Source organism: Hyphomicrobium sp. DY-1 (assembly GCF_047497105.1).
Lineage (GTDB): Bacteria > Pseudomonadota > Alphaproteobacteria > Rhizobiales > Hyphomicrobiaceae > Hyphomicrobium_B.
The window spans coordinates 1,792,799-1,816,587 of the sequence record NZ_CP134870.1 but is presented as its reverse complement, the minus strand read 5'-3'; the positions used below and the strand labels follow the sequence as shown (position 1 = coordinate 1,816,587).

Below are 23,789 nucleotides of genomic sequence, written 5' to 3'. Positions count from 1 at the left end.
AGAAGGTCCGCTATTTTTTGATTAGGAGTGCACCATTCGGCAGACGGGCGATGAGCACGTTGGACGGCGCTGCGCCCTTCGGCTGCAAAACGCCGACAGAAAGGCTTTGTGTGTTGACCAGATAAAGGTTCGAGACGTCGTTGCCCGCCTGCAGTACGCCGACAGCGTTGCGAGAACCGCCGAGCACGCCGACATTCGAAAAGTTGTTTTGCCCGGCCTGGAACTGCGCGACGGCGTTGTTGCGTCCGGCCTCGAGCGTCAGCGCGAGGTTGAGGCTTTTGCTGGGTGTGGCCATTTCCGGCGTCGGGACATACGCTACCGAACCTTGCGTATAAGGAGAAGCAGGCGCGACCTGAATTGGCTGCGATGCCATACGCTCTGTTGTCTCTGTTGCTGCTTGACGGATATAGGCGCCGTCAGCGTGGGCCGACGACTGTGGGCCACAAAGCGCCAGAGATACGGCGACAAGAACCGACGCGGCGCGAAGCATGCGCAAAGGTTTGGTCGTCACGGCGAATGGCACGATACTCTCCCTGCATTCGTTTCGATTGAAAGCCGGGCGCTGTAGTGCCTGATCGCCCCGCCATCCAGGACCGTCGTCGTCAGAACGCTGTCGTGACCCTGATTGAGGGCGAATTCGCCGCTCTGCGCATTGTCGCTGCTGCCGCTCTCGCCGCGCTTGCTGACGATCAGGTGATACTGCCCACTGACCGGATGGTGTGAATGCGCGATGGCAGTGAGCCAAAGCATTCCGTTTTTGCTTTCGCTCCGGATCTCGCATGTCACCGCGTTATCTGCCGCAGATGTCGTCGCGCTCGCATGAACAACGCCACTGATCACGAGTAAGGCCGCAAGACAATTCAGGCCGCCATATTGTGACAGCATTCCGCATACGGCGGATTCGGAAGTCTGGTCTTTTCGAAAACGGAACATGAAGCCAACAACTAAACTGATATCATAGGGTTCGTTTTTCGATCCGGCTTGGCTGCCATTTGCGCAGCAAAGAGAAGACAGCGGACGAATGTCCGCTGTCTTACCGATCCTGAGACTACTTCTGGGAAACGATCGCAGCGTTGTGGGCGCCGTACTGAGCAACGAGCGAAGCGTTCACGACGCTGGCCGAGCCGCTATAGGCCTGCGACGTCAGTGCGTAGTTGCCGTTGCCGACCTGGAACGTTGCCTGCGTGTTCGCGGCGCCCGCAACGGTCGGAGCATCAGCCGTCGTTTGGGCCACAACGGCTTGGTTGCCGGCGCCTGTCTGCGCGGTGAACGACGCGTTGGTATTGCCTGCCAGCGGATTCGCCATCATCTGGTTGGTCAAAGCGACGTTCTTCACGCCCGACTGAAAGGTGAAGGCATTGTTGACTCCAATGGTGGAAGTCGGCGCGTTCTGCTGCGAGGTGATTGCCGAGTTCTGGCTGCCGTACTGAAGCGTACCCTGCGTGTTCGCTGCATTGGCCTGAGCGACGATCGCTGAGTTCTCTGAGCCGAACTGGCCCGTGAACGACGCATTCGTCTGGCTGTTGCTTGCGCCGTTGAACACGGTGCCGCTCTGCGCCGTAACCGCTTCATTCTTGGAACCGGCCTGAACCGTGAGCGCCTGGTTGCCAACGCCGCGAAGCGAACCGCCACTCGCATCCTGGCTGGTGATCGCCGAGTTGGCATCGCCGGTCTGGAAGGTCGCGGCCGAGTTCTGCCCGCCTGTGCTGAATACGCCGGTCAGGCTGTCGGTGTGGTCCTGTGTCGTCTGTGAGGTCAGCGACTGGTTTTTCGAGCCGAACTGGCTGGTGAACGAACCGTTGGTGCTGGCGGCGACGACTGAGTTGCCGGTCTGCGCCGTAATGGCGGTGTTGCCTTTGCCGACTTCCAAAGTGGCCTGGTTGTTCTTGCCACCGGTCTGACCGGCAAGTGCGCTATTGCCTTCGCCGACCTGGGTCGTGAACGAGGCATTGCCGACGGCAATCGCCGTCGCCTGGCTGTTCGGAGCATTCGTGCTCTGGACAGTCGTCGCGACGTTGTTCTTGCCGAACTGAGCGACGCCAGAGGCATTGCTGCCGTTGGCATAACCGTTGGTCTGCGCCGTGATGGCCGAGTTACCCGTGCCGACCTGCTGGGCGGCTTGAGTGTTGTTGCCGTTTTCCTGCGCAACTGTCGATGTGTTCGAAGAGCCGATCTGGTCGATGAAGGATTCGTTGTCGGCGGCATAGGCCGACGAAGCGCTCGCCAGAACGAGCGCCAGTGCTGCCACTTTGTTCATAGATGACGTTCCCCGTAACTACTCAAAATACGGAGCAGGTCCGTCTGCAGCCGATCCCCTCCACGCCAGCGTTAAAACATTCTTAACCCTACGCTTTAATGACGTTCAGTCCCAGGGACCGCGATTGGGATCAATACAAAAATGTAAGAAAAATAAGGCCTTACCCGGCCATTTCATCAAGGAACTGTCATGGAGATGAACGCTTGCGATGCAACCGCGAAGGTTCGGATCCGATGCCGCTGTGGGCGCGGAGCAGAGTCTCCCATCGTCACAAGCGCAATGCAAAGTCTGACGGCTATCACACGTGGGCCGGAAGACACATCGCATTGCGCCAAATCATGCCTATCTTCCGCACGGGAATCACGATCGAAAAAAGGATTGAGCATTGCCAATCGAGACGGAGTTCACGCCGATCGCATCGGCGGTAGGCGGAGCATTGATCGGCTGTGCTGCCGTTCTTCTCATGTTGATGGGTGGCCGCATCGCCGGCATCAGCGGAATGTTGAGCCGCGTGCTCGCACCGGGGCGTGAAAGCAAGCCGCTTCAGGCACTGGCGTTCGTGGTCGGATTGATTTCAGCGCCGATCGTTTGGATGGCAGTATCCGGTAGCGCGATTTCTCAAACCATCACCGATAACCTGCCGCTTGCGGCGATTGCTGGTTTGCTCGTTGGCTTCGGCGCGGTGTACGGCGGCGGATGTACGAGCGGCCACGGCGTCTGCGGCCTGTCAAGGCTTTCGCCTCGCTCCATCGTGGCAACCACCGTTTTCATGACGATGGCGTTCGCTGTCGTTTTCATTGTGCGCCATATGATCGGAGCCGGCCAATGATTGTGCTGGTCAATCTGCTCGCCGGTCTCGTGTTCGGTTTCGGTCTCATCCTGTCTGGCATGGCCAACCCGGCAAAGGTCCTGAACTTCCTCGACATCGCCGGTCATTGGGATCCGAGCTTGGCGTTTGTCATGGGTGGCGCCGTGATCGTCACCGCTATTGGCTATCGCCTGATCTTCCGCCGCGCAAAGCCTGTGCTCGATGAGAGCTTTCATCTTCCGACCGCCCGGCAGATCGATGGTAAGCTTGTCCTCGGTGCGGCTGTCTTTGGGATCGGCTGGGGACTGGTTGGCCTTTGTCCTGGCCCCGCGCTCGTATCGATCACGCTTGCGTCTCCGGCCATCTTTGTTTTCGCGCCGGCGATGTTGATCGGAGTGGCACTCGCCGCATGGCTGAAACGCGCATGATCTTGCGTCGCCTCGCCACTTGCTTCAGAGTGACATCTGCCAATTACGTCATGACGTTGCTATTTGAGCGTGGTCCAATGTCACGAAGACGATCTTGTCTGCACGCCGTGTCGTACGCGAGGATATGAAACATCAGCGCTTCCAAGCGAAATCCAATGACCAATCGTTGGAGATGCGAACGGTTGGAGCTCGACGATGAATGCTTCTGATCCCTCCGAGCACCATGAGGGCGCTCCGCATCCGCCGCCCGGCACCGACAACACCGGTGTGCTGGTTTTAGGACTCCTGGCGATCGCCGCATTCTGCGGCTGGTACCTGATCGTTCGCGACCGCGCGAGCGATACAAAGCCATTGCCCGTCGTTCAAAAACCGATTATGCCGCCGTCGACAACCGACACGTCCGCGGAATTTCCGGGCCATAAGCACTATAGTGTTCTAAGCCCGCTTCCCGACCAAGCAGACGCAACAAAGCAGCGCTAAGCTTCGCAGCAGAGCCAGGTGTCTAGCAACGCTTGTGCCGAGCTTGGCTGAGCTTAATTGACCGTCGTGCTGCCGGTCTGGAGCGCAGCTTTGTTGGCTTGCGGCGGCGGCGCCGTGAGTGGCTGCACCGGCGATCCTGGACCGATTTTCTGCAGATTGCCTGTAATCACGAGATCCTTCTCGTCCAGTCCAACCACGCTGACGAGATCGCCTTCAGTCGGCCCGAGCGTCACCAGCTTTTGCTCGGCAATATTCTTTGGCCCGACAACATAAACGTATTTGCCGAGCTGGCTTGAACCGATCGCCGTTTGCGGAACCATCAGAGCATTCGGGTTTTCACCGGCGTGTACATGGATGCGAACATATTGACCCGGCAGCAGTCCATAGTCGGCGTTCGCAATCGTCGCTCTGGCAGTCAAAGTGCCCGTCAAATGATCAACCGCATTGTCGACGAACGTGATCTTGCCTTTATGCGGCGGCTTGCTGTCGCCCGGCACGAAGACCTCTGCCGCTATAGCTCCGCTCTTGCGCACCTTCTCAATCGTATCGAGGTCCGTTTCCGACGGGTTGAACGTGACGTAAATCGGATCGAGTTGAACGAGCGTGTTGAGCGGCGCACCCGCAACGCTGATCAGCGTCCCGATCGGCGCTTGATTCTTGCCAAGCCGGCCTGAGAACGGCGCACGGATTTGCGTGTACTCGAGATTGAGTTCGGCGGTGCGAATGGCTGCATCGTCGATGTTGATTGCAGCCTCGCTCTGGCGCAACGAACTCGACCGCTGGTCGAATGTATCTTTGGCGAGCCAGCCGCTTTTCGTCAGCTCGGTTCCGCGTTGCAGATTTGATTGGGCGTAATCGCGCGCCGCAATATCCCTCTGCTTTTCGGCCTTAGCCCGGTCGAGCGCAGCCTGATAGTCGCGTGGGTCGATCGTATAAAGCAGCGTGCCTTCCTTGACATCAGAACCGTCAGGCACGTGCTGTGCTTGAAGGTAACCGGAGACGCGCGCTTGCAGCGTGATGTTATTGATCGACTCGGTCCGCGCCGGATAATCGAGATAGATACTGACCGGACGCTTCACGACCGACGCGACCGGAACCGGCATGACGAACGCACCCTGATGCGGCGGGGCGCCGGTGCTTTCAACCTCGGCAAGGAGCTTTGGGATCTCCGCCCGATAGGCATAGGCCGTTACGCCACCGATGGCGATCAATCCGAGAAGAGCTGCTTTCCAAACGCGCATCGCGAATCCCTTATCTATTCGGCAGCAACGGGGGCTGAAGGACCATGTGGCGTATGGGTCTCGCCGGACGCATCCGCATCGCGGCCCTCGCGCCATTTTTCGATGGTGGCATAGAAGACCGGCACGAACAGCAGTGTCAGCAGTGTTGCCGCCAGCATGCCGCCGAATACGGTCGTACCAATGGACTGCCGGCTCGCGGCCCCCGCGCCAGAGGCAATCATCAGCGGTACGACGCCGAGGATGAAGGCGAAGGCGGTCATCAGGATCGGACGGAGGCGAAGGCGACCCGCTTCCATCGCCGCCTCGACGATCGACAGACCTTCGAGCCGTCGCCGCTTGGCGAATTCGACGATCAAAATGGCGTTCTTTGCCGATAGCCCGATCAGCATCACGAAGCCGATCTGCGAATAGACGTCGATCTGCATATGGCGCACCCAGATCGCGAGCAACGCGCCGAACAGAGCGAGTGGCACGGCTAGCAGCACCATGAATGGCATCGACCAGCTCTCATACTGCGCGGCGAGGATTAGGAAAACGAATACGCTCGCGAGCGCAAACACCATAATCGCGATCGAACCGGCTTTAAGCTCCTGGAACGTGATCCCGGTCCATTCGTAGCTGAAATCGCGGGGCAACGCCGTTGCCGCTGCTCGCTCCATGGCAGCGATTGCTTGGCCCGTACTGTAGCCTGGCGCCGGTCCACCATTGATGAGCGCCGACGCATAGTTGTTGTAATGCGGAACCGTTTCCGGTCCGACGATCGGCTTCAAGGTTCCGAGCGTGCTGAGGGGTACCATGCCGCCGGTATCGTTGCGCACGTAGAGCTTCGACAAATCGGATGCATTAGCGCGTGAGGACTTGTCCGCTTGCAACGTGACCCGGAATGTTCGCCCGAACAGATTGAAGTCGTTCACGTAGAGTGAGCCGAGATAGATCTGTAGCGTGTTGAACACGTCCGGCAGGCTGAGCCCCAGAAGCTTCGCCTTCGAACGGTCGAGGTCGTACTTGAATTGCGGCGTTGACGTCGAGAAAGACGAGAACAACTGCTGCGCATCAAGCTCCGGCTGCTTGCGGGCTTCTGCAATCAAAGCCTGTGTCGCATCGTTGAGCGCCTGGCTGCCTCGGCCAGTCAAATCTTCCACCTGGAACTCAAAACCGCCCGTCGTGCCAAGACCCGGGATTGACGGCGGATCAAAGCTCAGCGCAATCGCCTCCGGGATCATCAGCAACTTGGGGCGAACCGCAGCCACGAGATTGGATGCGCTCTGCGACGGTGGCCGCTCGTCCCAGGGCTTCAAGATAGCGAACTCGACCGCCGAGTTCGACTGTGCGGCGTTGGTCAAAAAGTTGAGACCACTAATCGAACCGACGATATCGACGCCCGGCGTTGCCTCCAGAATGTCTCGGACTTTTTTCGCAACCTCGTCGGTGCGTTCGAGCGAAGCTCCATCCGGCAACTGGACGACGACGAAGAAATAGCCCTGGTCTTCGACCGGTAGGAACGTCGAGGGAACGCGCTGGGCGATAAAATACGTTCCGGCCAGGATGCCGGCGAACAGCATCAGCATCACCCAGCGAATACGAATAAGGAAGTGGACCAGATGGGCGTAGCCGTGCGACATGCGGTCGAAACCAGCATTGAACCAACGGAACAGAAAGAACGTCGACGCAGGCTTATGCCGCAGAAACGCTGCTGCCAGCGCCGGACTGAGCGTCAGCGAGTTGAACGCCGACAGACCGACCGAGATCGCAACCGTCAATGCAAACTGGTTATAGAGCCGGCCCGAGACGCCCGGAATGAACGCCACCGGAATGAAGACGGCCATCAGCACGCCGGTTGTCGCGATGATGGGGCCTGTCACCTCAGACATCGCCTTTAGAGCGGCGTCCATCGGCTTCAAACCGTTCTCAAGCTGGCGCTCGACGTTCTCGACCACGACGATGGCGTCGTCGACGACGAGGCCGATTGCGAGCACCATGCCGAGCAGACTCAGCATGTTCAGCGAAAAGCCGAGCGCCTCCATGATGACGAGAGTCGCGATCAACGATACCGGGATCGCGATTGTCGGAATGATCGTCGTACGCCAGCTTTGCAGGAAGACGTAGACGACGAGCACGACGAGGAACAGTGCCTCGAGCAGCGTGAACACCACGTCATGCATGGCGGCCGAGACGAAGCGCGTCGTGTCGTAGTGCATCGCGTAGGAGATGCCCTTCGGAAACCGTTTCGACAGCTCCTTCATTTTGGCGAGCACGCGCTCTTGCAATTCGAGCGCATTAGAGCCCGGCATCTGAAACACTGCCAGCACCACGGAGGGGTCTTTGCCGAAAAATGCCGTCGAGGAATATTGCAGCGCACCTAGCTCAATCCGCGCCACATCTCGAAGCCGAACGATTGCGCCGGTCGTTGGATTGGCGCGCAATACGATATTGCCGAACTCTTCCGGATTGCTGAGGCGCCCGGTGGCGTTGATCTGCATCTCGAACGGCGTGCCGGGCGGCGCAGGCGATTGTCCGATCTTACCGGCCGCGACCTGGATGTTCTGCTCAGCGACCGCATTCTGAACATCGACCGCCGTAATGTTGAGCTGCGAGAGCTTGTCGGGGTCGAGCCACACGCGCATTGAATAGCGGCGCTCGCCGAAGATCTGCACGTCGCCGACACCCGGCAACCGCTTCAGCGGGTCGACGATCTGGAGATAGGCATAGTTGCTGAGTGTGACGGGATCGACCGAGTGGTCGGGCGACGTCAGGTTGACGATCAGCACGAAATTCGGATTTTGCTTGCGGATCGTAATGCCGGCCTGATTGACGATCGGCGGCAGCTGCGATGCGGCTTCCGAGACGCGGTTCTGCACGTCGACCGCGGCAATGCTGAGCGGATAGCCGACGTCAAAGGTGATCGTGATCGTCGATGAGCCGTCGTTCGAACTCGACGACGACATGTAGGTCATGCCTTCAACGCCATTGATCTGCTGTTCGAGCGGCGTCGTAACGGTATCGGCGACGACTTGCGCGCTGGCACCCGGATAGATCGCGCTCACGACCACCTGTGGCGGCGTAACATCCGGAAGCTGCGAGACCGGCAGCAGGAAATAGCAAATCGCGCCCGCCAGAACCATGATGACGGCGATCGCCGAAGCAAAGATCGGTCGGTGTATAAAGAAGTTGACCATGCGTCGTCCGTGCTGAAGCGCGGGAGCAATCAATCGCTATTGGTCCGGCTCTTCTCCCCCAAAGCCCGAGACGCTTTTAAAAACCTAAGTGACCATTATCTCAAGCGCGTATTCGCGCGATTTTGGAGCAAGTTTCCCAAGCGAACTATGAGTTTATCGAAATTACGGAGGATGGCTCCGGATTTCCCAACAATCTCCGTGGCTTCGAATCAGCGTCCGGAAAAGAGCCCGTTCGCCGCCACCAGCGAGCGTGGCGATATGTCATAGCAATAAGCCGGGTCTCGAACCCGCGGCCGCTTTTACTCGCTTTGTGAATTATCCGCGTGGTGACGATCCAAGACGGCAGGTTTGGGCAGCTGCTCGCCGATACCGATGGAAAGCTCCGGGCACCGAATTTGGCACGCCAACTGGATCGTCGCCGCGGGGCAATCGCGTCAATGAAGGTCGGGCGCTTCGTTGTGCGTTCGCGCAACCTCTTTTTCGAGATCGGCGAGATCCAGGAACTGATCCGCCTGACGGCGCAGCTCGTCGGCAATCATGGGAGGCTGTGTCTGCAATGTGGAGACAACGCTCACCCGTTTGCCCATCTGTTGGAGAGCTGCGACGAGACTCCGGAAATCTCCGTCGCCGGAAAAAATGACGATATGATCGAGATTCTGCGCAAGCCGCATGGCATCGACGGCCAACTCGATATCCATATTGCCTTTGATTTTGCGCCGACCCGAGCCGTCCACAAACTCTTTCGACGGCTTCGTGACCATCGAAAACCCGTTGTAATCAAGCCAATCGACCAGCGGGCGGATAGAGGAATATTCCTGGTCGTCGGCCAGCGCGGTGTAATACAGCGCCCTCACCAAGAGAACCTTGCCGCGGAAAAGCCGGAGCAATCTTTTGTAATCAATATCGAAGCCCAACGATTTTGCTGTCGCGTAGAGATTGGCGCCATCAATAAATAAAGCTACCCGCTCAGTCGGATAGAAATTCATTCGCGCCTTCCAGATAAAAATGCGGTCGGGATCGAGTGCCAGATATTTTGAGTAGCAGACCAGAATGTCAATCCATCTGAGCTTTCTACCGACGCTATTATAGCCTAATTCACGCGATCTGTGTCTGATACTCTCGAACAGAGCGCCTTTGCATATAATCAGTATGCGTCATTGTTAATCGCAGATGAACGAACGAAATTTCCGACGCTAAACAAAGGAGGCCCTCTGCGATTGGGACGTAGACTCCGCATCGACCGGAGCGCCTGATCGCTCATTTCGGCTCAGAAGTCCGCGCGTGCACTGCAATCAAGGTGTCGACCGCGCCGCGCCTGCATTCAAGGCGCCTGCGCCTCAAGAGACTGCACCGCGTCCCTCTCATGTTCAAACATCAGGATGACTGAGCGGAATCGGCGTGCTACCCACCGCCCGCAACCCGGCATCAAGTCGACGTCCCGTCGCATTTTGGCGCCACGTCAGGCGTCCGCGGGGCTTGGTCGGGAAAATCAATTCAGGGAATAAGCGATGTCCACATCAGAGCGCGGAACGCAGACGCTGGCGTCGCGCCAGGACGAACCGTCCGAGCCGCTATCGATCTCTTTCTTCGAATTCGTCTGTCTCTGCGCGTGCCTCATGGCCATGACGGCGCTCGCCATCGACATCATGCTACCGGCCCTTCCCGAGATCGCCTCATCATTTGGCGTCGCCAGCGAAAATGACCGGCAACTTATCGTAGTTCTTTATATGGCTGGTTTCGCCGTCGGGCAGATTTTCTTCGGTCCGCTTTCGGATCATTATGGCCGCAAGCCGATGTTGCTTCTTGGACTTGCCGTTTTCATCCTCGGCACGATCGCGGCTCTGTGGGCCAAGTCATTCGAGATGCTGTTGGCGGCACGCCTCATTCAAGGCGTCGGCGCGGCTTCGCCCCGCATCATCGCTATCGCGGTGATTCGCGATCTCTACGCCGGCCGGCAGATGGCTCGCGTGATGTCGTTCGCGATGATGGTGTTCATCACCATTCCAGTTCTCGCACCGTCGGTCGGGCAGGCGCTCGTCCATGTCGGCAATTGGCATTGGATCTTCATCGTGCTTTTCGTGATGGCCGTCGGCGCTGCAATCTGGTCCGGCCTGCGGCTGCCCGAAACGGCACGTCCCGCGCTGGGCGTCGAACGGCCATTGACGTTGGTCCAAGCGCTGCTGGCCGCGCTTTTGAACCCTCTGACGGCTGGCTACGGCGCGGCTGGCGGCTTCATGTTCGGGTGTCTGCTTGCCTATGTGGCGAGCGCCCAGCAGGTGTTCGTTGACGTATTCGGCATCGGCGATGAGTTCCCCATCGTCTTCGGCGCTATCGCGTCAGCGATTGCCGTTGCGTCGTTCGTCAACGCACGGTTGGTCGGCCGCCTCGGCATGCGCCGCGTCTCGCATACAGCGCTGGTCGGATTTATCGCCGTGTCCTTGTTGCTCGCTGCCGCATCGGCGTTCGGCACGGCAGGTTTCGCGACGTTCGCTCTTGCCGTCGGATTGAGCTTTTTTCTCTTTGGTCTGATCGCGCCGAACTTCAACGCGATCGCCATGGAGCCTCAAGGACATAACGCCGGCATGGCCTCGTCCGTTATTGGGGCGCTCGGTACGGCAATCGGTGCGCTTGCTGGCGGTCTGGTCGCAAGATCCTTCGACGGCTCGATCTTCCCGATCTCTGCTGGATTCGCCATCTGCAGTCTCATCGCGGGTGTGCTCGTTCTGAGCGTCGAAGGGTTCTCCGGCATGTTTGGTCGCAACCGGGCGGCGTGAGGGTGCGCCTAAAATTTCTGTAACGCACGCCAGAATGCGTCTGCGGGCTTGGCCTCGTATGCTGTCCTGTACTACATGCTGGCGCGAACGAGGTTTATGCTGTTGGCCAAATTCGCGAGCTGCGAGGCGAGACGAGCATGAGAATTCTGCTGCTTGAAGACGATCAGAACACCGCAGCGTACATTTTGAAAGGCCTCGAAGAAGAAGGCCACACCGTCGATCATCTGGCGGATGGTCGCGACGCGGTCGCTCAGGCCGTCTCGGAAAATTACGACGTCATCATCCTGGATCGCATGCTTCCGAGCCTTGATGGCTTGGCGATCATCAAGACCATCCGCAGCGCCGGCCGTGGCGTACCGGTTCTGTTTTTGACGGCCCTCGGCGGCGTCGATGATCGGGTCGAAGGCCTGGACGCCGGCGCCGACGATTATCTGGTGAAGCCCTTCGCCTTCTCCGAGCTTCTCGCGCGCGTCAACGCGCTGGCCCGTCGCCCGCATACGAAGGGCGAAGAAACGCGGCTCAAGGTCGGCGATCTCGAAATCGATCTCGTTAGCCGAAAAGTGACGCGCGGTGGCGACCTCATCGATTTGCAGCCACGCGAATTTCGCCTCCTTGAGGTTCTGATGCGCAATCGTGGGCGTGTCGTGACGCGCACCATGCTGCTTGAACGCGTCTGGAGCTTCCACTTCGATCCAAAGACAAGCGTCGTCGAAACGCATATTTCGCGCCTCAGGGCGAAGATCGATAAGCCCTACCGCAAAGAATTGATCCATACCATCCGCGGGAGCGGCTACACGGTCCATGACGGTTCGTGATCTTCTGAAGCGTACGCCGTTTCGCTTGGCGGCAACATTTTCGCTGTTTTTCATCACGACGATCCTGGCGCTTTTCACCGTCGTCTATCTCGTTGCAAGCGCGCGCCTCGTCGCCGACATTCGCGATCGAGTCGAGACCACACTCGATTCTCTCGCAGCTCTTGATGGCGAGCGCACATTCGACGATCTCGTCGGTCTCGTCGCGAGCGAAAGTGAATCGGTGCGCGATCCCGATTTCATCATGGAGCTTGTCGACAAGAAGGGGAACTTTCTCGCCGGCAACGTTCGCGGCGTCAAAGATTCGAACCAATGGATGACGCTCAAGCGCTCAGACCTTTTCCTCACTCTGGATCGCGGCGAACCGGATGACGAGTTCCTGGCGATCTGGCGGCCGCTGGTCAAAGGTAAACTGCTGGTCGGAAGCGACAACAGCGAAGTCAAGCAGATGAAATCGTTTCTGCAAAAGCTGCTCGGCTACGGTCTGCTTGCAGCTTTCCTGGCTATTGCGCTGTGTGCGACTTATTTCGCGCGCGAAACGCAGCATCGCATCGACGCATTCGCGCGTCCGCTGGCGCGCGTATCGAAGGGCGAGGTCACGGCCCGCGTTCCGACATCCGGCCAGCAGGATGATATCGATCAGGTCGCGATGCAGGTAAACGGGATGCTCGGAAATCTGCAGCGGCTGATTGAAAATGTGAATCAATCGTCGTCCGACATTGCCCACGATTTGAAAAAGCCGCTCGGGCGATTGCGCCAGCGCCTCGAGGACGCCAGCCGCGGCTCGGGCGATAAAGCGGAATTTCAGGGTGCAATCGACAGCGCGCTCGACGATATCGACTCGATCTCCGAAACGTTCGACGCGCTTTTACGCATCACACAGATTGAGGCTGGCGCTCGCAAATCTCGCTTCGTCACGCTCGATCTGGCGCAAGTGCTGGCTGACGTCCGCGATGTCTACGACATCGTGGCCGAAGATGCCGGCGATCGGCTCGCATATACGTCGGCGTGCTCTGGTCCGACGCATGTTCGTGGTGATCGCGAGCTTCTCGTGCAGCTCTTTGCCAATCTCATCGAGAATTCCATCCGTCATTGCCCGCCGGGCACCGAGATAGCGATCCATCTGACGTCGGAACCTGGCGCGTTTGTCGTGAATGTCTCCGACACGGGTCCTGGCATTCCGGAGCACGAGCGCGAAAATGTCTTCCGCCGTCTTTATCGCCTTGAGCGGGCGCGATCGACGGATGGCAGCGGTTTAGGGCTCAGCCTTGTCGCCGCGATCGTGGAACTGCACGGCGCAAAAATCGATCTGTTGGACAATGCGCCGGGGCTTCGGGCCGAAGTGCGATTTCCTATAGCGTCCTGAGTGCTGAGAGCGAACGCTAAAATTAAAATCGGACGGCGCATCTCCCCCATGCGCCGTCCGACATCCCCCGGCTCATCCAGTTGTCCGATTGTCGTCAGCTGGTGAGTTCGGTCTTCAGCGCATCAAAAAGCTTCACCTGCTCTCCGACCAGTTCTCGCTTCTCGTCGCGACGAACGAAGATCTTGAACATCGCCTCTCCCGCCGCGTTGAAGAATTGGATCGAGCGGGATTCGCGCCCCATGAATGGTCGCATCACGAAGGCGATCGACGTGCAGTTCTCGATCTTGATATGGCCGCCGATCGGGCTGTCGCCGTGTAGATTGAAGTACCCCCGTCCGACGGAGCCGGGTGGGATAGGTCCTTCGCATTCGAGCACGATGTCCGGCGTGTGCACGATGAAGACCATCGGACCCCACGACATAAGGGCACCAAGGATCTTCTCGAAAGCACTGCCGGGAACGATGGCGCGATGCTCAGCCGGCAGCGCTTCCACCACATCGAACGTGCTCACGCCATACTCGCGCGCTATCTGTTCGAGGATGCCATCCGCATTCTTGGCGAGCCGCTCCCGTAGCGGCTGGCGCGCCGGGGCATCCGATGTCAGAGCTTCGCTCATAATGCTTATTCAGCCGCAGCGAGAACGGATTTCGTGCCGTCGGATGCAACTTCCTGGATGACCTCGAAGCCTTCGAATTCAGGGTGTCCGAGATAAAGCTTCTTGGCCGTTCCGGCGCCCGAATGCGATTTCCGGAATGATTCCGATTTCGTCCAGGCATCGAAGTCGGCGAACGAACGCCACATCGTGTGCGAGGAATAAAGGACATGATCATCTTTGGTCGGACCACGAAGCAGATGGAACGTGATGAAGCCCGGTTCCTTGTGCAGGTTTACCTCGCGTGACAACCAAACTTCCTCGAAATCCTTCTCTGCTCCGTGTTCGACTTTGAAGCGGTTCATTGCGATGTACATGTGATCACCTTCATTGACATGTGAACAGCGGGCCGGGAGCTGGGGTTTGTTGGCGAACCGGCCCGCTGCTTATGATCTCAGAGCGGCGAGACGGGAAGTCAAAAGCTCTAAGACGCATATTAGATCGAAATTCGTGTGATGCGAGAGGCAAGCGCCCACCGCGGGTGAACGCTAAAATTATATACATAAATAGTCAACATTATCCGCATGCAATTTAAGCGTTGAACGCGATGTGACTCGGCAGCATTTGCCCGATGTTGAGAAGATTGCCGTCGTCGTCGATGAAGTGAAATTCGCGCATGCCCCACGGCTTGTCTTCGACGGTCGAAAGGCGTTTCGCGCGCCCGTTTTTGAACGCGGCATGCCAATCGTCGACGTCACTCACGCGAATGTAGGCCGAAACGCAGTGCGGCTCGGGAATATGTGTCACGCTGGACATATGAAGCTCAACTGTGCGCCGGCGCAGAATGAGATAATTATGTGCAGCGTTCACAACGCTGAAGCCCTTGCTGGCGTATGTCTCCGAAGCGCGCGCGATGTCTGTCGAAATAAGAACAGGAATTGCCAACGGTACGGCTACGCCAATGTGGTGAAGTTCGTCCGGCAATGTCATCATTGTGTTGCGGCTCCGGTTCCCAGTCTACGGGCGATCGCTGCTGGCAAAACCAACCGCCTACCGTCTCGCGATGCCTCGATCTGCAGTCGACACCCGAACGTGTGACTGAGAAGCTCTTCATTCAAGATGTCGTCCGGTGTACCGCGCCCAACAATTCGGCCGTCGGCCATCAGCACGACGTCATCTGCGAACGCTGCGGCAAGATTGAGATCGTGAATGACAAGCAAAACGGCACGTCCGCTTTGCGCTTGTTTTTTGATAAGGCTCAGAACGTCGCCTTGATGCTTGAGATCGAGACTCGCGGTCGGTTCATCGAGAAGAAGTGCGGCAGTTTCGCTCGGTTCGCGCGGTGCCGTGCCTAACTGGCACAAGGCGCGCGCGATATGCACGCGCTGCTTCTCTCCACCGGAAAGTTCATGCAGCATACGGGCTTCGAAAGCAGCAAGCCCAACGGCGCGAAGAGCTTGGCGCGCGGCCGTCGCAGCTTCCGTGTCGCGAACGCCAAAGCCGGGCACCGTTGCACCCAGCATCACGACTTCAAGAACGGTGAAGGGAAACGACAGGCTGGTCGATTGCACTACGACCGAACGCCGCGATGCAAGACGTGCGACGGAAATATGACGGATGTCATCGCCATCAAGTAGAACCGCACCGGCCGTCGGGCACAGTTCGCCCGCCATGACGCGCAACAGCGTCGATTTTCCTGCGCCATTCGGACCGATAATCGCCGTCAAGCGGCCTGGCGCGATGGCTAGAGAAGCATCGGAAAGAAGCGCCTTAGGGCCACGTTTGACCGTGATGTTGCGGGCTTCAAGCATGACGTCACTCCAATCCTCGCACGCCGCGCCGCAGAACGAGATGAAGGAAGACCGGCGCGCCGATGAATGCCAAAACGATTCCGATCGGCAGTTCCGCGGGTCTTACGATCATCCGCGCAACGATGTCGGCAGCGATTACAAGCGCAGCGCCGAGCACGGCGCTGCCGGGAAGCACGACACGATGATCCGGTCCCGAAATCAAACGCATGACATGCGGCACCACGAGGCCGACAAAGCCGATCACGCCCGCAACGGCAACCGACGCGCCGACCGCCGCCGCCGTCGCGGCAATGACAAGCCGCTTGGTGCGCTCGGTGTCGATGCCGAGATGCATGGCTTCCGCTTCGCCGAGCAGAAACCCGTTGAGACCGCGCGTCAGCCGCGGCACCAAAAGCGCGAGCACGACGGCAAACGGCGTGACGGCAAGAACCTTTTGCCAGCTCGCGCCCGAAAGCGATCCCATCTGCCAAAGCGTCAGATCGCGCAGCTCGCGATCATCGCTGACATAGACGATGACGCCGCTGATCGACGCCGCGAATGCACCGACTGCAATGCCAGCAAGAAGCAGTGTCCCGACCGCAAGCTCCCCGTGGCGCGACGCAATGACGACGAGAATGATGGTCGTGAGCAAGCCTCCGAAAAACGCTGCAATCGGCAACGCATAAATTCCAAGGGGCGCTACGATGGATGCTGCGATGCCGTGCCCGAGTACGATCGCCGAGATCGCAAATAGCGCGGCTCCCGACGACACGCCGATCAGTCCCGGATCGGCGAGGGGATTGCGGAACAGGCCCTGCATCATGGCGCCTGATGTCGCTAGCGCCGCGCCGACAAATGCAGCGAGTAACGTCCGCGGCAACCGCAGATCAATGAGCACGAGGCGATCGCGTGTCGCGGCAGCATCCGTCGTCAAGCCAAGCGATGCTTCGAGTGCACGCGGCAATGCCTGAAGCGAAATTCCGGTTGGCCCGATGGCGAGTGAAAGCGCTGCGACCACCAGGAGTACAGTCGCGAGCGCCAAAAAAACTTTACCGCGTGATGGTCTGACGGTCGCTCCTACCCAGGCAAGCTTGGTATCGAATGTCGTCACGGCGTTGCGGCCGCGTGACCGCCCTCTGTGTAAATCGCCTTCATCAGGTCGCGCGCGGCCGAAGGGGCTCGGGGTCCGAAGCCAAGCAGATATAGCCCATCCATTGCGACGAGGCTCTTTGTTTTGGCAGCAGGTGATTGGCTCAGGCCTGGGAGTGACAACGCTTGGCTCGCATTGTGATCGTCCGTCGTGCCTCGACGCATCATCACGACGACGTCTGGCGCAAATTCCGTCAATTGCTCGTCGCTGACCGGTTTGAAACCGTTTACTCCCGCCGCCGCGTTGTCGACGCCGGCGAGCTGCAAAATGGAATCGGCAGATGTGCCGGCGCCGGCCACTGTTGCGCGGCCGTTTTGAATGGCGAGAATGAACAGCGCTTTCTTGCGGGTTTTGATCTGCTTTCGATCATTCTCGAGCGCTGCGAACTCAGACTCAACCTTCGACGCCAGCGCCTTCGCTGCATCATCGGCGCCAACCACGCTTCCGATATGGCGGATCTTGGCGGGGACGCCCTCCGCCGACGGCTTGTCGGCGATGTCGACGTAACGGACGCCGCTGCTCTTCAATGCGTTGACGACTTCTGGCGGCCCGGCGCCATCTGAGGCGATGATCAGCGTCGGACTGACGGACAGAGCGCCTTCCGCCGAAAGCGCGCGCATATATCCGACAGATTTCTTCTCCTTCAGAGCCTCGGGCGGAAATTGGCTCGTCACGTCAACGGCGACAATCTTATCCTGCTGGCCAAGGTCATAGAGAATTTCGGTTATGTCGCCGCCAATCGATAAAATGCGCTGCGTTCCGACCGGTGCATCAGCTGCCATCGTGCGATGAGAGAACGACGGCGTGGCCGCAGCAGCGAGTGCCACGCCAGCCATGATGAAAAGTCGTGTTGCCACGCGCATGTGAACAAGTCCTGTTGATGGGCCGTTGAACAGATTTACTTCGTCAGAATGAGCTTGCCAGTTGATGTGATCCGCAGGCGGTACGCTTGTTCGCGATGAATGAGCACAGCTTCGCGGCCGCCCTTGAGAAGTTCATCCACACGATAGCGGATAGGGGGCTCGCTTACATCCCGATGATGGTCCTCGGGCGCTGGCATGCAAGTCTCAGTGCCGGGTTCGCCTTGGTGCAGAACAGATCCGGCAAACGGCTTTTTGGACGGCATTCTCTCATTCAACGGGACAAGGTTCAAAACAACCATGACGATCTAGGTCTTAGTGCAGATAGACGGCCTGAACAGTCTGCGCCTGCAATTCCGGAGCGTCCGATCCGCCATCGACCTGCGTGCTCGCAAGCTGCATTTGAAGGGCGGCGAGAGAGCGAGCAGCGGATTGTGTCCGCGTCGATGTCTGAGGCTTGTCGAGCGCCAGCATCAATCCGCGTTGGACGCCATGCTCATCGCGCGTGCGCACGGCCTTGAGAAGACCTGCGACGGCAAGCTCATCGGGCGACACATGCTGACAGCCGACGCTGAGGTAGGAAAAACCGATCTTACGTTCAGCGCGAAGCGCCCGAAGCAATGACGTCACGCGTGCGACCAGAAGCGGCCCATCGCCCAATCCAAGATTTTCTTCCGAGATCTTGATGGCGATCTCCCAGGGCTGTGCCGAGCCGCTGGTGTAGACTTCGCAAACCGCGCGAAAGACATCGAGCGTAACGTTCTCGACCGGAGAAAATCCAAGTTCGCTGCGAAGGGGAAATCCGAGCGCATGTCCGGCGCACACATCTTCGCCGTCTTTGGCGGGGGTGTTGGGTTTGGAGGTCTTATTCCGCATTGCTGTTCATCCGCGGGTTGGGAAGGGAGAGGAGGGCTTGAATGGTCGCGTCGAACTACTCAGCGAGGCGCCGCGACCGGCGAACGTCGCTGGCGGCTATGATGTCGTCTCGTCGGACGTATCTTCCGATAGATCTGACAACATGCGGTCGAAAGCAGAGACGTGCCCCGTCGCGAAATCCCATATCATTCCGACGGAGGCTGAAAACATCGAAGCGGCGAGTGCGGCGTTGGACGTATCGCATACGTCAAGCCGCTCACCGGCGAGCTGTGAGCGCTTCATGTGGCTTCTCTCCAAAGTATCGGGGTTCAAGGCCCCGCAAATGGCAGATGCGCCATTAAGCTAATGTATACTTATGGAGTCAAGTTTAATGTTTGAGCATTCTCTGATGCGGCCGGCTCTTGCGGCTGTTGCTCGATGCGCTCGTGGATCATGCGATGAACGAACGCCAGCTTGTCGTAGGCAGGCTCGGGAATGACGAATGGATAGAAATCGTCATGCCCCATGCTTCGGCTGAGGCTGTTCATGGCGATGGTGAGCGGAATCCACCGCGCCATCAGCGCCCCGAAAGTCACGCTGGAATAAATGTCATCACGAAGATCGAGGCGAAGGCCATGTCCTTCCATGCCTTCCGCAGCAGCGGTATCGAGCGCATCGACCATATGAAGATAATGCGCCCACGTCTCGGCCCAATCTTCCCAAGGGTGGGCGCTGGCATAGGCTGACACATATTGCTCTTGCCAATCGGCCGCTGGACCGTTGGCGTGGTGGCGGGCGAGTGCTGCATCATAATCGTCACGTTCGTCGCCAAAGATTTCGCGAAACTCTTCAAGTCGTCCCGCTTCTTCGACGAGCACCATCCAATAGTAATGGCCGCTTTCGTGGCGAAGATGGCCAAGCAGCGAGCGATAAGGCTCATCGAACTGCTGGCGCTGCCGTTCCCGTTCGACCGCATCAGCTTCGCTGACGTCAATGGTTACGACGCCATCGAGATGACCCGTCAGCGCATTGCGGACGAAGTCGAATGTCAGCGGGCCTTTTGTCGAAGCTGAGCCGTCAAACGGCAGACCGAACCGCAACAGCGAATACACCAGACGCTTCTTGGCGTGCTCGATCGCGCGCCAAGCGAGCAGGCTGCCGGGTTCGGAGAGATTGGGAATGATGCGATTGAGGTCGCAGGCCTTGCAGAAGATATGGCTTTCACTGTCGGGCGTCAGCCAATTGCAAACGCCGAATTCGGCATTGGCACAGTAGCGCAGCGCAACGTCGTCTGGACCGGCATTGAGCTTGCGGAAGATTGGAACGTCAGGTGTGGTTTCGCTTAAGCCCGCATCCGCGATCGCCACGATCGCCTGCTCGGCGCTATCGAAGCCAAGCGTGCTGCCGCACTTCACGCACGTCACGTTCTCGAAATAAACGGTGTTTCCGCAGTTCGCGCAGGCAAAATTCTTCATTCTGGCGACCGCCAACTCCTGAAGGGGAATGTTTGCCTTTCCGGCATGGCACCAAAGCACTCGGCGGCGACGTCACGGCTTCCGTTCAAGCGATTTTGCGGATAAGTCACGCCGTTGCCTTCATAAAACGCAAGGGGCCGCCAATTCTTCAGCATTCTGCCCAAACGTCCAGCAGAATTTTAGGCTGCGCAGTTTTTAGGCTGCACCAAGCTTGTACCACATCTATCGGACCGCTAACGCAGGTAGACGTATTTCGTTGCCAAGCGCTCGTCTGACGGGCGTCCATCGCGAGATCAAACAGGGATAATGCCTCATCCATGGTCCTCCACGTCGCGCTGACCCATAAAACGAGCTACCGCTACGATCGAGGTGTCAACATGGGGCCGCAAGTCGTGAGGCTCCGTCCGGCGCCGCACTGCCGAACCCCCATTCTCAGCTATTCGCTGACCATCACGCCCAAGACGCATTTTCTCAATTGGCAACAGGATCCATTCGGCAATTTCCTGGCGCGCGTCGTGATGCCGGACGAGACGACGGAATTTTCCGTCACGGTCGACCTCGTCGCCGACATGGCGGTAATCAATCCGTTCGATTTCTTCATCGAGGAAGCCGCCAAGGACTGGCCGTTCACCTATGACGACCACCTGAAGCAGGAGCTCGCGCCCTATCTCGTTCCGGACGCCGTTGGCCCGAAACTCAAGCGCTATCTCGAAAAGGTCAGTACCAAACCGCAGACGACGATTGATTTCATCTGCGATCTCAATCGCATGGTGCAAGGCGACGTCGGCTATCTGATCCGCATGGAGCCCGGCGTCCAGACGCCCGAGCAGACGCTGTCAAATGCTTCAGGCTCCTGCCGTGACAGCGCCTGGCTGCTGACGCAGATCATGCGCAACGTCGGCCTCGCCGCGCGTTTCGTCTCCGGCTACCTGATCCAGCTGAAGCCCGACGTGAAGCCGCTCGACGGCCCTGCCGGCACCGATACCGATTTCACCGATCTGCATGCTTGGTGTGAGGTCTACATCCCCGGCGCTGGCTGGATCGGCCTCGATGCGACCTCAGGCCTTCTCGCAGGCGAAGGCCATATCCCGTTGGCTGCCACGCCGCATCCCATCAGCGCTGCGCCGATCACCGGCAGTCACACCAAGGCCGAGGTCGAATTCGACTTCGTGATGGCGGTGACGCGCATTCGCGAAACCCCGCGCGTCACGAAGCCCTACGACGACGAAACCTGGAAGACGATCGTCGAAACCGGAAAAGCCGTCGACGAGCGCCTGACGAAAGGCGACGTTCGCCTCAGCATGGGCGGCGAGCCAACGTTCGTTTCGGCGGACGACATGGAAGGCGCAGAGTGGAACACGGCTGCTGTTGGGCCGACCAAACGCCGCTATGCCGACGAACTCGTTCGCCGTTTGCAGCAACGGTTCGCACCAGGCGCGATGCTGCATTATGGCCAGGGCAAATGGTATCCTGGCGAGCAACTGCCGCGCTGGGCTTTTGCGCTCTACTGGCGGGGCGACGGCCAGCCACTCTGGGAAAATCAGGATTTGATCGTCAGCGAAAGCGTCGCCCGCCCGGCGATGCCGGAAGACGCTGACAAGCTGATGCGCGGTGTGTGTAGGCAACTCGGCCTGCCCGAAGACAGCGCCATGCCGGCTTATGAAGACCCGGCGCACTTTCTTCTGGTGGAACGAAAACTGCCGATCAATGTCACGGCTGAAGACAATAAACTCGAAGACCCGGCTGAGCGTGCCCGCATCGCCCGCGTATTCGATCGCGGTCTTGGCGCGGTCGCGAGTTATGTGCTGCCGATCCAGGCGTGGCAAACAGCCGATAGAGGCCGCCGCTGGGTCACCGAGCGCTGGGCGCTCCGGCGCGATCACCTTTTCCTCATTCCTGGCGATTCACCGGCAGGGTTCCGCCTTCCCCTGCAGTCGTTTCCGATCGTCTCTCCGCTCGACTATCCGCATGTGATCGAGCGCGATCCGATGGGCCCGAACCGGCCGCTTCCTGAACGCACAATCCTTTTGCAGCAGCGCCGCGTTGTGACGCTCGAAGCACCGCCCGTAAGCCAGCAAGCTAGCGTCGCGCCGGAAATATCGGGATCGGTCCGCACGGCCTTGGCGATCGAGCCGCGCGGCAACGCCGTCTGCGTGTTCATGCCGCCGCTTTACGATGCCGAAGACTACGCCGCGCTGGTCGCGGCTGTCGAAGAGGCCGCCAAACAGACCGGCGTGCCAGTGCAGATCGAAGGCTACAATCCGCCGCCAGACGCGCGCCTCAATGTGATCAAGGTGACACCGGACCCAGGCGTCATCGAAGTCAACATTCATCCTTCGACGAGTTGGGAAAGCTCGGTCGCGATCACGACAGCCCTTTACGAGGAAGCGCACAACGCTCGTCTCAGCGCCGAAAAGTTCATGCTCGATGGCCGCCATACCGGAACCGGCGGCGGCAATCATATCGTGCTTGGCGGCATCACGCCCGCCGACAGTCCGTTCCTGCGCCGCCCCGATCTGTTGGCATCGGTCGTCACCTACTGGCAGAACCATCCGGCGCTGTCGTACTTCTTCTCCGGCATGTTCATCGGTCCGACGAGCCAGGCGCCGCGCACCGACGAAGCACGCCACGAGTCGCTCTACGAGCTTGAGATTGCGCTTTCGCAGGTGCCGAATCCGGGAATGGGCCACATCCCACCGTGGCTGGTGGACCGCCTGTTCCGCAACCTGCTGATCGACGTCACCGGCAACACTCACCGCGCTGAGATCTGCATCGACAAGCTCTACTCGCCGGATGGGCCGACGGGCCGCCTGGGCCTCGTCGAGTTCCGCTCGTTTGAAATGCCCCCGCACGCCCGCATGAGCCTGGCGCAGCAACTTTTGCTCCGCGCCTTGATCGTTATGTTCTGGGAGAAACCCTACCGCCAGAAGCTCGTTCGTTGGGGTACAGCGCTGCACGATCGTTTCATGCTGCCGCACTACATCTGGGCCGATCTTTCATCCGTCGTCACCGACCTCAAAGAGGCGGGGCTACCGATCGAACTCGAATGGTTCCGCCCGCATTTCGAATTCCGCTTCCCGCTTTTCGGCACCATCACCGCTGACAACTTGACCTTGGAGCTGCGTCAGGCTTTGGAGCCATGGCACGTCCTCGGCGAGGAAAGCACTGCGGGCGGCACAGCCCGATACGTCGATTCTTCACTCGAGCGTGTCGAGGTGAAGGTTAAGGGACAGACTGGCGACCGCCACGTCGTGACCTGTAACGGCCGGCCTCTGCCGCTTACCGGCACGGGAAACTGGGGCGAAGCCGTCGCAGGCGTTCGCTACCGCGCCTGGTGGCCGCCGTCCGCGCTTCATCCGACCATTCCGCCGCACGTGCCGCTGACGTTCGACGTCGTCGATACTTGGTCCGGCCGCTCGATTGCGGGCTGCCGCTACCATGTCGCCCACCCCGGCGGCCGCAACTTCGAGGTGTTTCCGATCAACGCCTACGAAGCCGAGGGCCGCCGCCTCGCCCGTTTCGACGCCGAAGGTCATACGGCAGGTCCGATGCACGTCAGGTCAGAGAGCGTTAACCCGGATTACCCGGCGACCCTCGATCTTCGGCGCAATCCGGGCTGAAAATCGCCATCGGAAACGTTTCCACAGCGGTTCCCCTCCGCATTTGCCGCAGAGCCTCGCTTGCGGACGGCGATTCGGCACATGATAGTGTGTGTCGTTCAATCG

General features: G+C 59.1%; 23 protein-coding genes. 7 read left to right on the top strand and 16 right to left on the bottom strand.

Annotated elements, in window-relative coordinates; all coding sequences use genetic code 11:
* Window positions 1-10: 10 nt before the first annotated feature.
* Genes RLW41_RS08560 through RLW41_RS08550 form a run of 3 tightly spaced genes read right to left on the bottom strand, consistent with a single transcriptional unit; the run spans window position 11 to window position 2,257 of the window.
* The gene (locus RLW41_RS08560; RefSeq protein WP_414464215.1) at window positions 11-523 is read right to left on the bottom strand and encodes a hypothetical protein; all 513 of its coding nucleotides are present in this window, start codon (window positions 521-523) and stop codon (window positions 11-13) included.
* Entirely contained in the window at window positions 508-1,095 is a 588-nt protein-coding gene (gene csgH / locus RLW41_RS08555) for a curli-like amyloid fiber formation chaperone CsgH (RefSeq protein ID WP_414464214.1), read from the bottom strand. The genes RLW41_RS08560 and csgH overlap by 16 nt, the downstream gene beginning before the upstream one ends.
* Window positions 1,049-2,257, bottom strand: coding sequence for a hypothetical protein (locus RLW41_RS08550; protein WP_414464213.1), 1,209 nt, complete (start codon window positions 2,255-2,257; stop codon window positions 1,049-1,051). Before RLW41_RS08550 ends, csgH begins: the two co-directional genes overlap by 47 nt.
* 385 nt (window positions 2,258-2,642) lie before the next feature.
* Between RLW41_RS08550 and RLW41_RS08545 the strand changes: the two genes are divergently transcribed.
* The 3 genes from RLW41_RS08545 to RLW41_RS08535 all read left to right on the top strand — a co-directional run bounded on the left by RLW41_RS08545 (window position 2,643) and on the right by RLW41_RS08535 (window position 3,973).
* Window positions 2,643-3,086 carry a YeeE/YedE family protein gene (locus tag RLW41_RS08545; protein WP_409561435.1) on the top strand — a complete coding sequence of 148 codons (444 nt, stop codon included), beginning with the start codon at window positions 2,643-2,645 and terminating at the stop codon, window positions 3,084-3,086.
* Window positions 3,083-3,493: a DUF6691 family protein gene (locus tag RLW41_RS08540; protein ID WP_414464212.1), complete on the top strand. Its 411-nt coding sequence runs from the start codon at window positions 3,083-3,085 to the stop codon at window positions 3,491-3,493. Before RLW41_RS08545 ends, RLW41_RS08540 begins: the two co-directional genes overlap by 4 nt.
* A 195-nt stretch (window positions 3,494-3,688) precedes the next feature.
* A complete protein-coding gene (locus RLW41_RS08535) occupies window positions 3,689-3,973 on the top strand; it encodes a hypothetical protein (protein WP_409561434.1) in 285 nt (94 codons plus the stop codon).
* 53 nt (window positions 3,974-4,026) lie between these two features.
* Here the strand turns inward: RLW41_RS08535 and RLW41_RS08530 are convergent, their stop codons facing one another.
* From RLW41_RS08530 to RLW41_RS08520, 3 genes are all read right to left on the bottom strand, one after another.
* Window positions 4,027-5,214 carry an efflux RND transporter periplasmic adaptor subunit gene (locus RLW41_RS08530; RefSeq protein WP_414464211.1) on the bottom strand — a complete coding sequence of 396 codons (1,188 nt, stop codon included), beginning with the start codon at window positions 5,212-5,214 and terminating at the stop codon, window positions 4,027-4,029.
* A gap of 14 nt (window positions 5,215-5,228) precedes the next feature.
* A complete protein-coding gene (locus tag RLW41_RS08525; protein ID WP_414464210.1) occupies window positions 5,229-8,390 on the bottom strand; it encodes an efflux RND transporter permease subunit in 3,162 nt (1,053 codons plus the stop codon).
* A gap of 434 nt (window positions 8,391-8,824) precedes the next feature.
* Window positions 8,825-9,376 carry an NYN domain-containing protein gene (locus RLW41_RS08520; RefSeq protein WP_409561431.1) on the bottom strand — a complete coding sequence of 184 codons (552 nt, stop codon included), beginning with the start codon at window positions 9,374-9,376 and terminating at the stop codon, window positions 8,825-8,827.
* A 522-nt stretch (window positions 9,377-9,898) separates the two neighbouring features.
* Here RLW41_RS08520 and RLW41_RS08515 point away from each other — a divergent pair.
* The 3 genes from RLW41_RS08515 (at window position 9,899) to RLW41_RS08505 (ending at window position 13,342) form a co-directional block, all read left to right on the top strand.
* Window positions 9,899-11,164, top strand: coding sequence for a multidrug effflux MFS transporter (locus RLW41_RS08515; RefSeq protein WP_409561430.1), 1,266 nt, complete (start codon window positions 9,899-9,901; stop codon window positions 11,162-11,164).
* Between the two features lie 137 nt (window positions 11,165-11,301).
* On the top strand, window positions 11,302-11,979 hold the full coding sequence (locus tag RLW41_RS08510) for a winged helix-turn-helix domain-containing protein (protein ID WP_409561429.1): 678 nt from the start codon (window positions 11,302-11,304) through the stop codon (window positions 11,977-11,979).
* Window positions 11,966-13,342 (top strand): ATP-binding protein, encoded by a 1,377-nt coding sequence (locus RLW41_RS08505; protein WP_414464209.1) that lies wholly within the window; start codon window positions 11,966-11,968, stop codon window positions 13,340-13,342. The genes RLW41_RS08510 and RLW41_RS08505 overlap by 14 nt, the downstream gene beginning before the upstream one ends.
* Window positions 13,343-13,436: 94 nt before the next feature.
* On the opposite strand, the gene hutX is transcribed toward RLW41_RS08505, so the two are convergent.
* The 10 genes from hutX to RLW41_RS08455 form a co-directional block, all read right to left on the bottom strand.
* The gene (gene hutX / locus RLW41_RS08500) at window positions 13,437-13,958 is read right to left on the bottom strand and encodes a heme utilization cystosolic carrier protein HutX (protein WP_414464208.1); all 522 of its coding nucleotides are present in this window, start codon (window positions 13,956-13,958) and stop codon (window positions 13,437-13,439) included.
* A gap of 5 nt (window positions 13,959-13,963) precedes the next feature.
* A complete protein-coding gene (locus tag RLW41_RS08495) occupies window positions 13,964-14,311 on the bottom strand; it encodes an antibiotic biosynthesis monooxygenase family protein (protein WP_409561426.1) in 348 nt (115 codons plus the stop codon).
* 214 nt (window positions 14,312-14,525) lie between these two features.
* Window positions 14,526-14,927, bottom strand: coding sequence for a bleomycin resistance protein (locus RLW41_RS08490; protein WP_414464207.1), 402 nt, complete (start codon window positions 14,925-14,927; stop codon window positions 14,526-14,528).
* Window positions 14,924-15,745 (bottom strand): heme ABC transporter ATP-binding protein, encoded by an 822-nt coding sequence (locus RLW41_RS08485; RefSeq protein ID WP_414464206.1) that lies wholly within the window; start codon window positions 15,743-15,745, stop codon window positions 14,924-14,926. The genes RLW41_RS08490 and RLW41_RS08485 overlap by 4 nt, the downstream gene beginning before the upstream one ends.
* A 4-nt stretch (window positions 15,746-15,749) precedes the next feature.
* Window positions 15,750-16,835: a FecCD family ABC transporter permease gene (locus RLW41_RS08480; protein ID WP_414464205.1), complete on the bottom strand. Its 1,086-nt coding sequence runs from the start codon at window positions 16,833-16,835 to the stop codon at window positions 15,750-15,752.
* The gene (locus RLW41_RS08475) at window positions 16,832-17,737 is read right to left on the bottom strand and encodes a heme/hemin ABC transporter substrate-binding protein (protein ID WP_414464204.1); all 906 of its coding nucleotides are present in this window, start codon (window positions 17,735-17,737) and stop codon (window positions 16,832-16,834) included. Before RLW41_RS08475 ends, RLW41_RS08480 begins: the two co-directional genes overlap by 4 nt.
* Window positions 17,738-17,772: 35 nt before the next feature.
* Complete coding sequence (hemP, locus tag RLW41_RS08470; RefSeq protein WP_414464203.1) at window positions 17,773-18,000, bottom strand: hemin uptake protein HemP; 228 nt, start codon at window positions 17,998-18,000, stop codon at window positions 17,773-17,775.
* A gap of 49 nt (window positions 18,001-18,049) precedes the next feature.
* On the bottom strand, window positions 18,050-18,610 hold the full coding sequence (locus tag RLW41_RS08465) for a hypothetical protein (RefSeq protein WP_414464202.1): 561 nt from the start codon (window positions 18,608-18,610) through the stop codon (window positions 18,050-18,052).
* A gap of 96 nt (window positions 18,611-18,706) precedes the next feature.
* Complete coding sequence (locus RLW41_RS08460; RefSeq protein ID WP_081740917.1) at window positions 18,707-18,892, bottom strand: hypothetical protein; 186 nt, start codon at window positions 18,890-18,892, stop codon at window positions 18,707-18,709.
* A gap of 71 nt (window positions 18,893-18,963) precedes the next feature.
* A complete protein-coding gene (locus RLW41_RS08455) occupies window positions 18,964-20,064 on the bottom strand; it encodes a putative zinc-binding metallopeptidase (protein ID WP_414464201.1) in 1,101 nt (366 codons plus the stop codon).
* Between the two features lie 317 nt (window positions 20,065-20,381).
* On the opposite strand from RLW41_RS08455, the gene RLW41_RS08450 reads away from it, so the two are divergent.
* Entirely contained in the window at window positions 20,382-23,684 is a 3,303-nt protein-coding gene (locus RLW41_RS08450; protein ID WP_414464200.1) for a DUF2126 domain-containing protein, read from the top strand.
* Window positions 23,685-23,789 lie beyond the last annotated feature (105 nt).

What these genes read in the sequence shown, in the direction of transcription:
- RLW41_RS08520 (WP_409561431.1), bottom strand. Translation starts at nt 9,376, where the DNA reads ATGAATTTCTATCCGACTGAGCGGGTAGCTTTATTTATTGATGGCGCC.
- RLW41_RS08450 (WP_414464200.1), top strand. Translation starts at nt 20,382, where the DNA reads ATGGTCCTCCACGTCGCGCTGACCCATAAAACGAGCTACCGCTACGAT.
- hemP (WP_414464203.1), bottom strand. Translation starts at nt 18,000, where the DNA reads ATGCCGTCCAAAAAGCCGTTTGCCGGATCTGTTCTGCACCAAGGCGAA.
- RLW41_RS08465 (WP_414464202.1), bottom strand. Translation starts at nt 18,610, where the DNA reads ATGCGGAATAAGACCTCCAAACCCAACACCCCCGCCAAAGACGGCGAA.
- RLW41_RS08460 (WP_081740917.1), bottom strand. Translation starts at nt 18,892, where the DNA reads ATGAAGCGCTCACAGCTCGCCGGTGAGCGGCTTGACGTATGCGATACG.
- RLW41_RS08490 (WP_414464207.1), bottom strand. Translation starts at nt 14,927, where the DNA reads ATGATGACATTGCCGGACGAACTTCACCACATTGGCGTAGCCGTACCG.
- RLW41_RS08550 (WP_414464213.1), bottom strand. Translation starts at nt 2,257, where the DNA reads ATGAACAAAGTGGCAGCACTGGCGCTCGTTCTGGCGAGCGCTTCGTCG.
- RLW41_RS08510 (WP_409561429.1), top strand. Translation starts at nt 11,302, where the DNA reads ATGAGAATTCTGCTGCTTGAAGACGATCAGAACACCGCAGCGTACATT.
- RLW41_RS08485 (WP_414464206.1), bottom strand. Translation starts at nt 15,745, where the DNA reads ATGCTTGAAGCCCGCAACATCACGGTCAAACGTGGCCCTAAGGCGCTT.
- hutX (WP_414464208.1), bottom strand. Translation starts at nt 13,958, where the DNA reads ATGAGCGAAGCTCTGACATCGGATGCCCCGGCGCGCCAGCCGCTACGG.
- RLW41_RS08530 (WP_414464211.1), bottom strand. Translation starts at nt 5,214, where the DNA reads ATGCGCGTTTGGAAAGCAGCTCTTCTCGGATTGATCGCCATCGGTGGC.
- RLW41_RS08535 (WP_409561434.1), top strand. Translation starts at nt 3,689, where the DNA reads ATGAATGCTTCTGATCCCTCCGAGCACCATGAGGGCGCTCCGCATCCG.
- RLW41_RS08475 (WP_414464204.1), bottom strand. Translation starts at nt 17,737, where the DNA reads ATGCGCGTGGCAACACGACTTTTCATCATGGCTGGCGTGGCACTCGCT.
- RLW41_RS08540 (WP_414464212.1), top strand. Translation starts at nt 3,083, where the DNA reads ATGATTGTGCTGGTCAATCTGCTCGCCGGTCTCGTGTTCGGTTTCGGT.
- RLW41_RS08505 (WP_414464209.1), top strand. Translation starts at nt 11,966, where the DNA reads ATGACGGTTCGTGATCTTCTGAAGCGTACGCCGTTTCGCTTGGCGGCA.
- RLW41_RS08515 (WP_409561430.1), top strand. Translation starts at nt 9,899, where the DNA reads ATGTCCACATCAGAGCGCGGAACGCAGACGCTGGCGTCGCGCCAGGAC.
- RLW41_RS08525 (WP_414464210.1), bottom strand. Translation starts at nt 8,390, where the DNA reads ATGGTCAACTTCTTTATACACCGACCGATCTTTGCTTCGGCGATCGCC.
- RLW41_RS08455 (WP_414464201.1), bottom strand. Translation starts at nt 20,064, where the DNA reads ATGAAGAATTTTGCCTGCGCGAACTGCGGAAACACCGTTTATTTCGAG.
- RLW41_RS08495 (WP_409561426.1), bottom strand. Translation starts at nt 14,311, where the DNA reads ATGTACATCGCAATGAACCGCTTCAAAGTCGAACACGGAGCAGAGAAG.